The sequence below is a fragment of the Sphingobium fontiphilum genome (assembly GCF_014196635.1).
Taxonomy (GTDB): domain Bacteria; phylum Pseudomonadota; class Alphaproteobacteria; order Sphingomonadales; family Sphingomonadaceae; genus Sphingobium; species Sphingobium fontiphilum.
Map to the genome: position 1 here is coordinate 161,991 of NZ_JACIEB010000002.1, position 13,895 is coordinate 175,885.

General features: G+C 62.3%; 13 protein-coding genes, 1 tRNA gene and 2 pseudogenes. 9 read left to right on the forward strand and 7 right to left on the reverse strand.

Annotated features, from left to right (window positions below; all coding sequences use genetic code 11):
* The first annotated feature begins 95 nt into the window (after positions 1–95).
* Positions 96–563 (forward strand): Lrp/AsnC family transcriptional regulator, encoded by a 468-nt coding sequence (locus GGR44_RS05095; protein ID WP_183954392.1) that lies wholly within the window; start codon positions 96–98, stop codon positions 561–563.
* Here the strand turns inward: GGR44_RS05095 and GGR44_RS05100 are convergent.
* Positions 536–1,465: a peptidylprolyl isomerase gene (locus GGR44_RS05100; protein ID WP_183954393.1), complete on the reverse strand. Its 930-nt coding sequence runs from the start codon at positions 1,463–1,465 to the stop codon at positions 536–538. The two genes, GGR44_RS05095 and GGR44_RS05100, sit on opposite strands and share 28 nt — an antisense overlap.
* 93 nt (positions 1,466–1,558) lie before the next feature.
* Between GGR44_RS05100 and GGR44_RS05105 the strand changes: the two genes are divergently transcribed.
* Positions 1,559–1,649 (forward strand) — tRNA-Ser (locus GGR44_RS05105).
* A gap of 241 nt (positions 1,650–1,890) precedes the next feature.
* On the opposite strand, the pseudogene GGR44_RS05110 reads toward GGR44_RS05105, so the two are convergent.
* Positions 1,891–2,651 (reverse strand): annotated as a pseudogene (locus tag GGR44_RS05110) (IS5 family transposase).
* Between the two features lie 221 nt (positions 2,652–2,872).
* On the opposite strand from GGR44_RS05110, the gene GGR44_RS05115 reads away from it, so the two are divergent.
* Both GGR44_RS05115 and GGR44_RS05120 read left to right on the forward strand, forming a co-directional pair.
* A complete protein-coding gene (locus GGR44_RS05115) occupies positions 2,873–3,229 on the forward strand; it encodes a DUF2946 family protein (protein WP_343052304.1) in 357 nt (118 codons plus the stop codon).
* Positions 3,230–3,412: 183 nt separating this feature from the next.
* Positions 3,413–3,838 (forward strand): DUF2244 domain-containing protein, encoded by a 426-nt coding sequence (locus tag GGR44_RS05120; protein WP_183954395.1) that lies wholly within the window; start codon positions 3,413–3,415, stop codon positions 3,836–3,838.
* Between the two features lie 21 nt (positions 3,839–3,859).
* Here GGR44_RS05120 and GGR44_RS17070 read toward each other — a convergent pair whose 3' ends face one another.
* A complete protein-coding gene (locus GGR44_RS17070; protein WP_281374193.1) occupies positions 3,860–3,982 on the reverse strand; it encodes a hypothetical protein in 123 nt (40 codons plus the stop codon).
* 53 nt (positions 3,983–4,035) lie between these two features.
* On the opposite strand from GGR44_RS17070, the gene GGR44_RS05125 reads away from it, so the two are divergent.
* The 5 genes from GGR44_RS05125 to GGR44_RS05145 are packed head-to-tail and all read left to right on the forward strand — an operon-like array spanning position 4,036 to position 9,374.
* The gene (locus tag GGR44_RS05125) at positions 4,036–4,527 is read left to right on the forward strand and encodes a copper chaperone PCu(A)C (RefSeq protein ID WP_183954396.1); all 492 of its coding nucleotides are present in this window, start codon (positions 4,036–4,038) and stop codon (positions 4,525–4,527) included.
* On the forward strand, positions 4,514–5,161 hold the full coding sequence (locus GGR44_RS05130) for an SCO family protein (protein ID WP_183954397.1): 648 nt from the start codon (positions 4,514–4,516) through the stop codon (positions 5,159–5,161). The genes GGR44_RS05125 and GGR44_RS05130 overlap by 14 nt, the downstream gene beginning before the upstream one ends.
* Before the next feature lie 30 nt (positions 5,162–5,191).
* The gene (locus tag GGR44_RS05135) at positions 5,192–6,052 is read left to right on the forward strand and encodes a TonB-dependent receptor plug domain-containing protein (protein WP_183954398.1); all 861 of its coding nucleotides are present in this window, start codon (positions 5,192–5,194) and stop codon (positions 6,050–6,052) included.
* Between the two features lie 44 nt (positions 6,053–6,096).
* On the forward strand, positions 6,097–7,239 hold the full coding sequence (locus GGR44_RS05140) for a PepSY-associated TM helix domain-containing protein (RefSeq protein WP_183954399.1): 1,143 nt from the start codon (positions 6,097–6,099) through the stop codon (positions 7,237–7,239).
* Positions 7,236–9,374: a TonB-dependent receptor gene (locus tag GGR44_RS05145; RefSeq protein WP_183954400.1), complete on the forward strand. Its 2,139-nt coding sequence runs from the start codon at positions 7,236–7,238 to the stop codon at positions 9,372–9,374. Before GGR44_RS05140 ends, GGR44_RS05145 begins: the two co-directional genes overlap by 4 nt.
* Positions 9,375–9,469: 95 nt before the next feature.
* Here the strand turns inward: GGR44_RS05145 and GGR44_RS05150 are convergent.
* The 4 genes and pseudogenes from GGR44_RS05150 to kdpC form a co-directional block, all read right to left on the reverse strand.
* Positions 9,470–9,876: pseudogene (locus GGR44_RS05150) on the reverse strand (NAD(P)H-dependent oxidoreductase); the annotation flags it as partial.
* A 76-nt stretch (positions 9,877–9,952) separates the two neighbouring features.
* Complete coding sequence (locus tag GGR44_RS05155) at positions 9,953–10,639, reverse strand: response regulator (RefSeq protein WP_183954401.1); 687 nt, start codon at positions 10,637–10,639, stop codon at positions 9,953–9,955.
* Positions 10,636–13,293, reverse strand: coding sequence for a sensor histidine kinase (locus tag GGR44_RS05160; RefSeq protein ID WP_183954402.1), 2,658 nt, complete (start codon positions 13,291–13,293; stop codon positions 10,636–10,638). Before GGR44_RS05160 ends, GGR44_RS05155 begins: the two co-directional genes overlap by 4 nt.
* Positions 13,290–13,886, reverse strand: a complete 597-nt coding sequence (gene kdpC / locus GGR44_RS05165; RefSeq protein WP_183954403.1) for a potassium-transporting ATPase subunit KdpC — start codon at positions 13,884–13,886, stop codon at positions 13,290–13,292. Before kdpC ends, GGR44_RS05160 begins: the two co-directional genes overlap by 4 nt.
* Between the last annotated feature and the right edge of the window lie 9 nt (positions 13,887–13,895).

Genomic DNA, 13,895 nt, shown 5'->3' on the forward strand with positions numbered 1-13,895 from the left:
CATCTCAGCGGGCAAATGGTCCCTTATTCGTCTTCATTTGCAAAGAATGTCGGGATAAAATTCCAGACATCAGCGAATTTTCGGGATGATTTTGCATGGACCGTTTTGACATCGCCCTTCTCGAAGCGTTGCAAGCCGACTCGCGCCGCTCGATAGCCGATCTTGGGGAAGCCATCGGCTTGTCCGGTTCTGCCTGCCATCGCCGCATTCGTGCGCTGGAGGACAGCGGCCATATTATGGGCTATGGCGCGCGCCTCTCACCCGAGCGGATGGGCCTTGGCCTGCACGCCTTTGTCGAAATATCGCTGACCAGCCAGAGCCAGGACACCATGGAGCGGTTCGAAACGGCGGTCGCCGATTTTCCAGAAATACTGGAATGCGCGCTGATGGCCGGCCGCGCCGACTATTTGTTGCGCGTCGCCGCCGCCGACCTTTCCGGCTTCGACGCCATCCACCGCGATTGCCTGGCCCGGTTGCCCGGCGTATCGGCGATCCGCACCAGCTTCGTCATTCGCCGCATCCGCGATTGGCAAGGCTATCGGGTGCGAGGCATAACATCCTGAGGCGTGGGACGCACCGGCACCGGCGCATTGCACAGATCGACCCCGCCGGCCGGACGAATGTAGAAGTCGTCCTTTCGATTGGCCCGCAGCCGCAGATAATCGGCAAAGCTTGCGGAGCCCGTGTCCATCGCCTCGAACCGCGGCCGTTCCCCATCGGGAAGTTCACTCGCCAGCCGGACCGAGAGGATCGCCACCCTCTTTTCGTCATTCTTGTAAAATCCCAGAGGACCAGAGCCGCGCGGCAGGCTGGACAGATGCTCGATTCCCGCGATCACGCGGCCGACCACGGCGATGTTGCGGTCCAACTGGCGCGGCGCCTGACCGATGACGGCATAAAGCTCCGCCCCTGTCCCCGCGTCCGGCGACATGTTCCGGCCGACACCGACAAAGCCATAGCAATGCGGCAACCAGACATGGTCTTCATCAGCCGCAACCGGCCAGCCGTCGACGAAGCCGGCCTTTGGCGCATAGGAATCGGCATAGGGCAAAGCCGTGATGCGCGCCCGCACAAGCCCCATCGGCTGAACATAATCCCCCTCTCCGGTCGGGGCCATGCCCGGCGGCATCGGCTTTTCCTCGGTCGCATCGCCCCATTGCACGACATAATTGTCCTGCACCCGGTTAATGCTGGTCCCGTCCCACCAATGGGCGCGGGCCAGCACCCGCATATTGGCGACATGCGCGGGCGACAGCGTTGGCGCGATCTGAATCACGACGCGCCTCCCCCCTCCCAGATCCATGACCAGCAGATCATCCGGGGCGATCGCGCGCCAGTGGGACGCGGGCGCGCGATCCACGACCTGCGCGGGCGTAACGGGCGGGCCATCGGCGGCGAGCGCGAGGGAAAAGGTAGCCGCAAGAGCAATGGCTACGGCGGAATGGACGATCGAATGAAAGCGCATGGCGGCATCACACAACGACAGCGCAGGAAAGTAAAGCAGCCCCCTTGCCACCCGCCCCGCGCCACGATAGGGAGCCGCCTTCCAGCGATATGCGGAGCGGTGGCCGAGTGGTCGAAGGCGCTCGCCTGGAAAGTGAGTATACGTCAAAAGCGTATCGAGGGTTCGAATCCCTCCCGCTCCGCCATTATCTCATTCACCAATGTTCGCCGACAGTTGCCGAAAGCCGCAGAATTATGCGGGATTTATGACCGTGAATGCTCGCTACCGTTCGTTGAAATTTGCCTACAGCCGCATTAAGTTGCGGGGAATTCTCCGAGTGTGGGGAAGCCCCATCTCATTCTGTGGCGATGCTGAATGTGCAAGCCCCGGCAAGCACCCGATTAGGCCGTAGATCTGTAATTGCAGAGCTAGGCGGTGTTGACTCATTACGCTGCACACCAGATGCGGGTGCAGATGAGTTTGAAGGCGGCGAGGTAGTTTTCGGGGCACTTGTCATAGCGAGTGGCGATGCCCCGGAAGTGCTTGATACGGTTGAAGAAGCGTTCGACGAGGTTGCGCTGCCGATAAAGCCGGCCCGAGAAGGCGAACCGTTGCTTGCGATTGGACCGCCATGGGATGTTGGCCCAGGCGTTCTTGGCGGCGGCGGCTTCACGGATGGCGTTGCCTGTCGTATCCCTTGTCGGCCAGCAGCGTGGCGCCTTCTGGCATAGCCTCCAGCAGGGCTTCGGCTTCCTGGCTGTCGTGGACCTGCCCGCCGGTCAAGCGCAGGGCGACGGGACGACCGTCAGCGTCAACGAGGGCATCGATCTTGCTCGTGAGACCGCCTCGGGAACGCCCCATGCCGCGATCTGCGGCTCCCCTTTTTACCCGTCGCACCGTGCTGGTGGACGCGGACACGGGTGGAGTCGATCATGACGATCTCGCCTTCGAAGGCGGCGGAAACCGCGGCGAGCAGCCGGTCCCACACTCCGGCTTTGCGCCAGCGCACGAACCGGTTGTAGCAGGTGGTCGAGGGGCCGTAGCGCTCGGGTATCTCGGCCCATGGCGAGCCAGTGCGGAACCGCCAGAGAATGCCGTTCAGGACCCGCCGGTCATCAACCCGTGGAACACCGCGCGGCTTGTTGGGCAGCAGCGGCTCGATGATCGACCATTCCCCGTCCGTGAGTTCGTATCGCCGCCGTGCCATCAAGCCTCCATCGCAATAGAGAGCCTGAATCACGCAGACCCAAAAACCTCAAGACCATTTATGCGTTTACGGCCTGAACACTATGCCCCAAGTCATTGAGCGTTCGCGGATAATGCCGCAGGCCACGCAAACCGGATGACAATTGACCTTGCAGGGATTAGTGGCGCCTGTGAATGTCTTTGATGCGTGCCCTTCTGATGCGACACCGCGCTTTGGCCCTAATGGTGGTCTTGGCGGCGCTGTGCATGAAGATCGTCGTGCCCACAGGTTTCATGATCGGGCAGAATTCTAAGGTTCTGACGGTCCAGATCTGCGATGAGGCCTTCGTTAATCACGCGGTGAAACAGATCGTCATTCCGATGAAGGATGGCGGGAGCGAATCGGGTCAGAAGCAGAGCAAGGGCGAATGTCCTTTCGCCTCGCTGTCGATGGCCTCGATGATGGGCGCCAATCCTGCGCTTCTGGCGCTAGCACTGGCCTTCATCCTCGCGCTCGGCTTTGCGCCTGCCCGCATCACTCTTCCCAAACGCGTATTCCATCTGCGTCCGCCGCTGCGCGGACCACCGGCTTTAGCCTGACAATCTAACCGATTTGTCGGACCGGCCGGCGTGCGCGCCTTCCCTTTGCGTGCGCCGGCCTAGCCGGAGCACGATTCCATGTATGAACTGCTATGCCGTTCATCCGAACGGCCCTGGGCAGCCCAGCCTGAAAAGCTGGTTGCAGTGCCCGACCGGGGCAATTTTAGGCCCCTCATCCTGCACATGCAGGAGAACCGCTCTCACCTGACGCAGGATGCCCGGGTATGTTTCAGCGTCATTGCTATTCTGTTCCTGGTAACCAGCATCGGACCGGCCCTGCATGGCCATTGGCTGGTCCCCGCCTTTTCCATCCTTGCGATGGCAGGCCTGACTTTCGCGCTCGAACGGCATGGCAAGTCACGGCCCGCGAGCGAGACGCTCGAACTTGCCGAAGGCAGGGTGCGTCATCGCGACAGCGCCGGACAGCAGATCGAACTGCCAGCATTCTGGATGAGGCTTGCCGCGGAACGTCGAAGCCCGTCCGATCTGCGCCTGTTTCTGCGGGGCCGAGACGGGTCGATCGAATTCGGGCGCTGCCTCAGCCTTGATGAGCGCCGCGCCGTCGCCCCGCTGGTGGCTGCGGCCCTCGCGCAGACGCGGGGGTGCTGAATCATGGGAATCCTTTTCGTTTCAGAAGAGCGTCACCGCCAGTGGCAGCGCTTCCGCCGCCGGACCTGGCTGCTGATCGCCCTGTGCATGTTTGCGCGGGGCGCTGACGCCGCGTTCAGCCTTGGCCTCATCGAACCCACTCATCAACTTGCGGCGCAGGAAGTTCCGGCCTGCTCCGCCAACGCGGAGCACCGCATATGATCGGCATTTCCTCCAATGCGCTGGCGCTTGGCGCCACTATCGGGCTGATGGCCACCGCAGCCATGGCTCATGGCTATCGAGCTGGCCCGCTTTCCATCCAGCACCCCTGGTCGCGCGAGACCGCAGTGGGACAGGCCGTAGGCGGCGGTTTCCTGACCATCACCAACAGTGGATCCCGTGAGGACCGCCTCCTTTCCGGTACCACGCCTGTCGCCGCCGAAGTCCAGCTTCACACTATGACGATGGATGGCGGCATCATGAGGATGCGGCAGGTTGCGGATGGTATCGCCATCCCGGCCCGAGGCTCGGTCGAACTGAAGCCCGGCAGCTATCACATCATGTTCATGGGCCTGAAGCGGCAGCTTCGCCAGGGCGGGCGCGTGCCCGTGACGCTGCGCTTTCTGCGCGCGGGCAATGTGACTGTTCAATTCGCTGTGCAGCCGGTCAGCACGACGGGGCCAATGGAGGGTGGGCATGCAGGCCACTGATCCCGAACCGATTGCGCCCGAAGGCGATGTCGAAACCAGTGGCTCGCCTCGCTGGATTCTCTGGCTCGTCCTGCTTCTCGTCGCGGCAGGCATTGCCGCTGCCGCCATCACGCGCGGTGGTGCCGGTGCAGGAGATTCTGCCAGTGGCTATGCCAGTACCTTTGGCGGACCGTTCACCCTTACCGCGTCAGACGGCTCGGCGGTCACGGACAAGACGCTGGCGGGCAAGCCCTATGCGATCTTCTTCGGCTTCACGCGATGTCCCGATGTCTGCCCGACCAGCCTCGCCCGCATGGCGCGGTTGCGAAAGCAGCTCGGTCCGGACGGTATGAAATTCGCCATCGTCTTCGTTTCGGTCGATCCCGGCCACGACAAGCCGGCGGACCTCGGTAACTACGTTGCGCTGTTCGGCACGCCGATCCTCGGTTTGACCGGGACCGACGCCCAGCTCGAGAAGATCAAGAAAGGTTACGGCGTTTATTCGGCCAAGGTGCCGCAGCCGGGCGGCGATTATACCATCGACCATACTGCCGCGATCTACCTGATGACTGCCAGGGGCGAGTTTTCGGGGATCATCGACACCCAGGAATCCGACGCGACTGCGATTGAGAAGCTCAAGCGCCTGATCGCCTGAATCAATCCAGATTTGAACAGGGGAAATACCATGAGAACTTCGATCATTGCATTGTCCAGCGCGCTGGCTGCCACATCACCGGCCTTGGCCCAGGACGCCTCTACCACCCCCGGCTGGACCCCGGAGATCGTCGTAACGGGCCTGCGCGACGGCTATGACGTGCCTGCGGCGGCCTCGGCCACGCGGGTCGCCACCCCGGTCGAAAAAATCCCGCAATCGATCCAGGCGCTAACGCGCCAGCTGATCGAGGACCAGGATCTGCAGAACCTGACCGATGCCCTAGTCAACGTGTCAGGCGTGGTCCCGACCAGCCAGGCCCAGGCCGTGCTCCAGCCGACCCTGGTCCGAGGCTTCAAGGTCAACTACTTCGTCGATGGCATCCCGACTTATCAGCTGCCGGAAGGGGCCGCCGATCCGGCCACGCTGGTTTTCGTCGACCGGATCGAGGTCGCCAAGGGGCCGACAGCAACGCTTTATGGCGGCGGTGCCGGGGCGCCGCTGTCGGGTCTGGTCAACCTCGTTTCTCGGGACCCTTCGACCGCAAAACTGTCAGCCAGCGTCGGCCTGCGCGCCGGCAGCTTCAACACCTGGGGCGGCGATGCCGACATCAATCTGCCGCTTGGCGAAGCTGCCGCGTTTCGCGTGTCGGGCAGGGACGGCAACATCCTGACCGGTGCTGTCGTTTCGGCAGGCCTCGATTTCGCGATAGCCCTGGTCGAGCAGCTCCGCGGGCGGGCCTATGCCGAGGCCCTGGTCCTGCAGGGGGAATATGCCCCCGATCCCTCGATCAAGGGCGGCACGCTGGCCACGACATCTGCGCCGGTGGGCGAGATGATGAGCGAGATGTTCGCGCCTGTCGCCAGCATGTTCCGCGCGATGGCCAAGAGCTGACCACTTTGGCGTCCACAACATCATTTAGTGGGCTCCGGCCCCGTTTGATCCTGCGCCAGGTTCACCTCTGGCTCGGGTTGGGACTTGGCGTCCTGTTCGCCCTGCTCGGGCTGACCGGGTCCGCCCTGGTGTTCTATATCGAGATCGATCAGGCGCTGAACCTGCCTGCCGCCTCGCAAGGTGCGGGGCCGGCGGCCGGCTGGCAATCGGCAGAATGGGATCGCGCGCTCGCCACCGGCCGCCAGCATTGGCCCGAGCGGGGGGGCGAATGGTCGTTCGAAGCCACCGGCGAAGGCGGCCTCATTCCTGCCCGTTACTATCCGCCATCAGAACATCACGGCCACCACGCAGAGCGCGAGATGGTCTGGTTCACGGCTGACGGCCGAACAATCGCCCGGACAGCGACCTGGGGCGATTACCTGATGAGCTGGATTTACGAGCTGCACATGCACCTGCTTGCCGGGGAAATCGGCAGTCAGGTCGTGGGCTGGTTTGGCTTCGTGATGCTGGCGCTGCTGATCAGCGGCATCGCGACATGGTGGCCGCGCGGGTCCTGGCGCAAGGCGCTGGCGTTCAAGCGACGCGCCGTTTCACAGCGCCGATTGCGGGATTTGCACAAGCATTTCGGACTGTGGAGCGCGCTGTTCCTGTTCCTTCTGGTCCTGACGGGCGCGTTGCTCGCATTGCCCGATGTGAAGGCCAACCTGCTCAGTGTCGCCATCGCCCGGCCCGATGTGGTGCCAAAGCCCGTCTCAACACAAGAATCCGGTTACCAAATCTCGATCCGACAGGCGCTGAACGCTGCTCATCAAGCGCTGCCCGATGCCCGGCTGGCCTTCATCGATGTGCCCGACGGTGGCTCGGCTCCGATTCGCTTCCGAGTCCAGGTCTCCGGTGATCCGCATCGGCGATTTCCCGGCAGCTTTGTCTTCGTCGACCAATATTCGGGCCGGGTTCTGGCAGTCCATGACGTGCGCCGAGGCAATGCGGGAACGGCAACCGCCAGCTGGATTCGTCCGGTTCATGACGGCTCGATCGCGGGCCTGCCCACCCGAATTTTGGCCGTTCTGATCGGCCTCTCGCCGACCGCACTGCTGGTCACGGGATTGCTGCACTGGCGCCGAAGGCGGACCGCCCGGCGGCACAAGCCATCCATCCATCACCATTCAACAGGGAGTAAATCATGAGAACTTCACTTTTGGCCATTGCGGCCTGCCTGGTCGCAACCCCGGCGCTTGCCGATGAGGCGAGCGATGAAGCGGCCCGGGACCAGATCGTCGTCACCGGCCTGCTGGAACGTCAGGCCGAAGCTGCCGGACGGCTGGGCCTGACCAACCGGGAAACACCGGCGATCGTCGATGTTGTCACGCAGGAAGATTTCCAGGCGCAGGGCGTGCGCAATGCGATCGAGGCTTTGAATGCCGCGCCCGGGGTTGCCTCAGGCACGCTGCCAGGCTCGATGGGTTCGGTCTCGATGCGTGGCTTCCACCGCGCGGTGAACTATCTCTACGACGGCGTGCGGATGGCCAACTCCGACGTTGGCGTACGCAACTGGGATAGCTGGTCGTTCGAGCGGATCGAGGTGATCAAGGGGCCTGCCTCGGTCACCTCCGGCGAAGGCGCGCTTGCAGGCGCCATCAACTTCGTGCCGCGTCGGCCGAAGCTGGGTGAGACAAGCGGCGAGATGCTCGCCAGCTACGGCAGCTTCGACACGGCCAGGCTCGCGGGCGACGTCAACCTGCCTCTGGGCGACACCGTCGCTGCCCGCGTGAACGCGTCGTGGTCGCGTACGTCAGGATGGATCGACGATACCGACTCCAACACCTTTGCGGTGAGCGGTTCGCTGCTGTTCAAGCCGACCGAGCGCTTCTCGCTGACGGTCTCAGCGGACTATTTCCGCGACAAATATTCGACGATCTACTACGGCACGCCGGTGGTTTCCCGTGATGTTGCACGAGATCCGTCGGATGCGGTTTCGGGCAGCGCGGGGCTGGTGCTCGACAAGGCCATGCGCCGAGTCAACTTCAACCTGACCGATGGCGACATGGGCTCAGACACGATCTGGCTGCGGGCGCGTGCGGACTATGAGCTGACGGATACTCTGCATATCGTGAGCGATACGAGCTGGTATACGTCGGATCGCCAATGGCAGGACTCCGATGAATATGGTTTCAATGCCGGAACCGGCCTGATCGATCGCTATCTGACGCTCATCACTCACGATCATCAGTATTGGAACCAGCGTCTGCATCTGGCCTTCGACGGCAAGGTGGCTGGCCTGCGCAACCGGTTCACGCTCGGCGTGGAATTCGGCAAGACCGATTTCTTCACCGTGCGACGCTTCGGCACGGCGGCCTCGGCCGATCCTTTCAATCCCGTGCGCGGCACATTCCCGGCCGACACCCCGGCCAATTTCGGCACACGCCAGAATGTATCCGCAGACGTGAAGGCCTTTGCTGTCTTCGCTGAAGATGCGCTCAACCTGACGCCCGATTGGCTGCTCGTCGGCGGTATCCGGTTCGACAACTTCAAGCTCGACCGCTCCGTGCTCAACGTCACGGCGAACACCACGCAAAACTATGGTCAGGATTATGATGCCGTCTCGTGGCGCGCCGGCACGGTCTACAGCATCACGCCGCGCACCCAGCTTTTTGCACAATACACCCGCGCGGTAACGCCGCTGAGCGGTCTGCTGTTCATGAGCGCGACCAATGCCAATTTCAAACTGACGACCGGCTATTCCTACGAAGCGGGGATCAAGACCTCGCTGACCGGGAGCGGCGTCGAACTGACCGCCTCGGCCTTCAAGATCAGGCAGGATGACATCCTGACCCGCGATCCGGTCAATCCGGCGGTGGTCCTGCAGGGCGGCAACCTCCAGTCGAAGGGCGTGGAAGTTTCGCTGAACCTCCCGGCTACCGAGGACCTCGACATTGCGCTGAGCGGCACACTTCTTGATGCCGAATATGGCCAGTTGGTCGAAGCGGGCGGCGCGAACCGCAGCGGCAACCGCCCGCCCAACGTGCCGGAACGACTTGCCGATGCCGTCGTGACCTGGTCGCCCAAGGCCCTGCCGATCACGCTCACTGGCAGCGTGCGGCACAATGGCGGCTTCTACACGTCGAATGCGAATACGGTGCGGGTGAACGCGTTTACCACCGTCGATGCAGCGATTGCATGGAATGCCTCGTTCGGCACGCTGACCCTGCGAGGCCGCAACCTGACTGACAAGTTCTACGCCGACTGGTCGGGTTATGCCTCCGGGCTGCTGTTTATCGGCGCACCGAGGAGCGTCGAATTGTCGCTTACAAGAAAGTTCTGATCGAGCTGCAGGGTCGGCATGGCCGACCCTGCACCCTTGACGGGTCTACAAGCTGGCGGATTGGCTGGAAGCCGCCTATGCCAGATTGGCGAGCTCGACAGGGTGCGTCCCCGGGGCGGTCGCAGGCCCTTGTAGGCGAGCGGCAGGTGATCGATCTGAGTCTTCATATGCCAGTGATCTGGCCGTGTCGTTCCGGGCTGCACCAGACTTGCGCTTCGGACCAAAGGGTATGTTCGCGCAGTTCGTGGACGGCGGGATGATCGTCGTCCTTGACCGAATCTGGCAAGGGCAGGTCGAAAGGATTGAAAATCCGCGTCTCGCAACCGAAGAACTGGAGCAGGCACGCTGCTTCCTCAACGGCCAAACGTAAGTAGGACCGCTCGCACATCGAGCCTTAGAGCAGCAGGACGCGCGGCGGAGGATCGAGTTCGCCGAGGCCAAGCCCAGGGCGACGATGGACAAATTCCGGCTTGAGCGCGGCAAGATGGTCCGCGTCGGCCAGCCCAACTCGGCAGTAGCCCAAAAACAGCGTCCGCCTGCGAAAGTGCGCATCTCATTGGATCATTCCTTTCGCTGCCTCACGAGAGAATGAGACGATAGCCAACTCCCGGCTCGTTGCGGATCAGTGTCGGCTGTGAAGGATCATCTTCCAGTCTTCGTCTGATGCCCCGAGCCGCTACGCGCAGATATTCAACATCTGACTCGTGCCCTGGCCCCCAGACGGATCGAAGCAATTGAGCATGAGTCACGACCCTGCCGGGCGATTTGGCCAACTCGGCCAGAAGGCCGTATTCTTTAGGCGTAAGGTGTATCTCCACGCCGGATTTGCGGACTATCCGACCAGCGAGATCGATCTCGATTTCGCCGCAGCGCACGATCGGATGAGCTGTCTCGTTCGCGAGCCGGTGCCTCAGGGCCGTCCGTATTCTGGCCAGCACCTCTTCGCTATCGAAAGGCTTGGATACATAGTCGTCGGCACCAAGATCCAGGGCTGCGACCTTCTGATCCGTCGCGTCTCGCGCCGAGACCACGATAACCGCAGGGCCGACGCTTTTGATGATCGGGATCAGCTCCAGACCGTCCCGGTCGGGAAGGCCAAGGTCAAGGAGAACGACCTCCGGCTTGTCGATCCGAATCGCCGAAAGTGTTTCCTTCGCGGAACCAGCTTCGACCACCCGATAGTCTGCTCGGGTTAGGCCCGCGTGGAGCAGCCGCCGTATCGCGGGTTCGTCATCGACCACCAGAATTGTCAACGGATTGCTCATTCCCGTGGCCACTCCTTGAGCTGTCCGGGACGGAACCGGATTGCAAACGATGCGCCCATTCCATCCGTGCGATTGGCTGCCAGCACCTCAAGCCCCATCGCTTCGGCAAAGCCCTTGACGATCGCTAGACCAAGGCCTGTTCCACCCTTGCGATCGGACCCCTCGATCCGGGTGAAAGTCTCGAAGATGCGTTTCTCCTGCCCCTCGGGAATGCCAGGACCTTCATCCTCGACCGAAAGCGCAAGACCGTGCGCGTCGCGATGCGCTGCGATCGTTACAGGAGTACCCGGTTGACCGTATTTGGCGGCATTCTCGATCAGGTTGATCAGACAGTGATGGAACAGTTGCGGGTCAACCAATACGAAGGGCAAATCGGCGGGGATATTCATGTGGGTCGGATGATCGAGAAGTGTTGCTCCAAGATCGTGAAGTGCACTGGCAACCGCTTCCGAGAGGTCGACTGGTTCAATGCTCTGGTGCAGTGAACCGGCCTCGATCCGGACCATGTCGAGGAGGTTGGCGACGAAGCGATGGAGCCGCTCGGCCTCGGAACGGGTGGCCAGAAGCTGCTGCTCCTGCTCCGGCGAGGTAGCGCGGATTTCCTTTAGCGAGCCCAGGATCGTCGTCAGCGGGGTGCGTAGGTCATGGCTGACCGACGACAAAAGCGCATGGCGAAGCCGGTCACGCTCGCGCACGTGGGCGAGGTTTGACATTTCCTCCTCCAGCGCGATGCGTTCAAGGGCAAGCCCCGCTTGGTCAAGCAGGCTGAGCAAGAGCGGCAACTGGTCCGAGCGGATCGGTGCGCGTGCGTCTGACCGGGACAATCCGAACACGGCCATGACCTTGCCCGCCGTGCCCACGGGATAGAACAGCCATTCCGATGCCGTCAGAGTGTCAGACCCCCGTCCTGCTGGTTTGTTGTTGTCGAGCGTCCACCGCGCTGCGGCCTCGTCGAGCAACTCCAGCTTGTACCCCGACGGGCACGACGCGCGGATGCTCAGGCTATCCTTTTCAGGAATGAGGATCATGGTGTTGCCGTCAAGCAATCGCGCGACCTCGGCACACAACACTTGAGCCAGTTCGTCGGTCGTGCTGATGCCTGTCAATTGGCGTGCAAAGCCGGCGAGTGAGCTGTTCTGCGCGGAACTGGCCTGCGCCAGCAAGGCTTGCTCGCGCACTTGGGATGCAAGCTGGCTGCCGACGATGGCGACGCCCAGCAGCACCAGCACCGTGATGATGTTCTGTGGATCCTCAATGGTGAAGGTATGGGTCGGCGGGATGAAGAAGAAGTTGTAGGCGAGCGAGGAAATCAACCCAGTGACGATGCCCGTGCGCAGGCCGTAACGTGTGGCCGCGACCATCACCGGAATGAGAAACAGCAAGCCGATGTTCGTGATGTTGCCGCGCGCGAAGATCGCCATGCCGAGCACTGTGACTACGAAAACCAGACCCAGCGAAACGGCATAGCCGGACGGTGCACCCCACGCGCCGCCAGACCTCTCCGGCGGCAAGGACCGCCGGAATTGCGATGGTTCGAACGGAAGGACATGCACTGCAAGGCCCGGCGTCTCTCGCACGAGCCTGTCGACAACCGAGCCATGACGTATTTCGAACCAGCGAGAACGCACGGACTTTCCCACAATAAGTTGGGTCGCGCGTGCGTCCGCAGCGAATTGCTTCAGGCCCTCCAGCACACTCGTGGCCGGCACGGTCGCCACCTGTGCGCCCAGTTGGGCAGCGAGATGCATTGTCTCGGCCAACTGGGTATGCTCGGCCTTGGTGAAACCCGTGCTGCGCGGTGTTTCGATATGAACCGCGGTCCATGGCGCGCGGAGGGCATCGGCGAGGCGCTTGGCCGCACGGACCAGTTCAGGCCCACCCGGCTGTTCGCTAATCGCTAATACGAGCCGATCGTTGACCGCCCAGGTGCCAGCAACTGCATTTGCCCGCATGTAGTCGAGCATCTGTGCATCGACCGCCTGAGCGGCGCGACGCAAGGCAAGTTCGCGCAGCGCCGAAAGGTTCGACTTGGAGAAGAAGTGGCCAAGCGCTCGGGTGGCGACTTCGGGAATATAGACCTTTCCCTCGCGCAACCGCTCGATGAGTTCGTCAGGCGGGATATCGACGATTTCCAGTTCCGCGTCCTCGATCACCCGATCGGGCAGTGTCTCGCGGACACGAACTCTGGTGAATGAGGCGATCAGGTCGTTGAGGCTTTCCAGATGCTGGATATTGAGCGTCGAATAGACATTGATGCCCGCTTCGAGCAGTTCCTCGATATCCTGATAGCGCTTGTCGTGACGACTGCCAGGCGCGTTGGTGTGGGCCAGTTCGTCGACGAGGACAAGCGCAGGCTTGCGCGCAAGAATAGCATCGATGTCCATCTCGTCGAGGATGTGCCCCTGGTACTCGATCGTCTTGCGCGGCACGACTTCGAAACCATGGACCTTGTCCTCGGTCTCGCGGCGGCCATGCGTCTCGACTATGCCGATCACGACATCGATGCCCGCATCGCGCCGCGCAGCGCCATCCGTAAGCATCTCGTAAGTCTTGCCGACACCCGGAGCCGCCCCGAGAAACACCTTGAGGCGGCCCTTGCCCTCCCGGGCAGCTGCTCTCAGCAGGGCGTCTGGATCGGGGCGCTGATCGTTCATTGCTTGGTATTTGCGCGCGCTGCGGCCTTTCTGTCGAGTGCAAGGTTGAGTTCGAGGACATTGACACGGGGTTCACCGATGAAGCCGAGCATTGCCCCATCGGTGTGATCTGCGATGAGCCTGCGCAACTCGGTCACGTTCACCTGCCTCGCCTGTGCTACGCGGGCTGCCTGGAAATAGGCCGCCTCGGGCGTGATATGGGGATCAAGCCCCGAGGCGGAAGTTGTCACCAGGTCAGGCGGGACGATAGCGCCCGGTGAGGTTTTGATTGCGGCGGTGTCTGCCTTGACGCGGTCGGCGAGAACCTGGCTGGTCGGGCCGAGATTGGATCCGGCAGACGCGGCAGCGTCATATCCCTGGCCGGCGGCAGAAAGGCGACCGTGAAAATAGCTGGGGCTCGCAAAGCCCTGTCCGATCAGCTCAGAGCCGATCACGCGTTCGCCGTCACGAAGCAAGCTGCCGTTCGCCTGCTTGGGAAACAGAATCTGGCCAAACCCTGTGAGCGCAGCCGGATAGGCAAGGCCAAGAAGCACGGCGAAAAGCACGGTGAACACCAGGGCTGGACGGACGGCGGTGGTGAAATCCTTGAACATTGTTCTTGT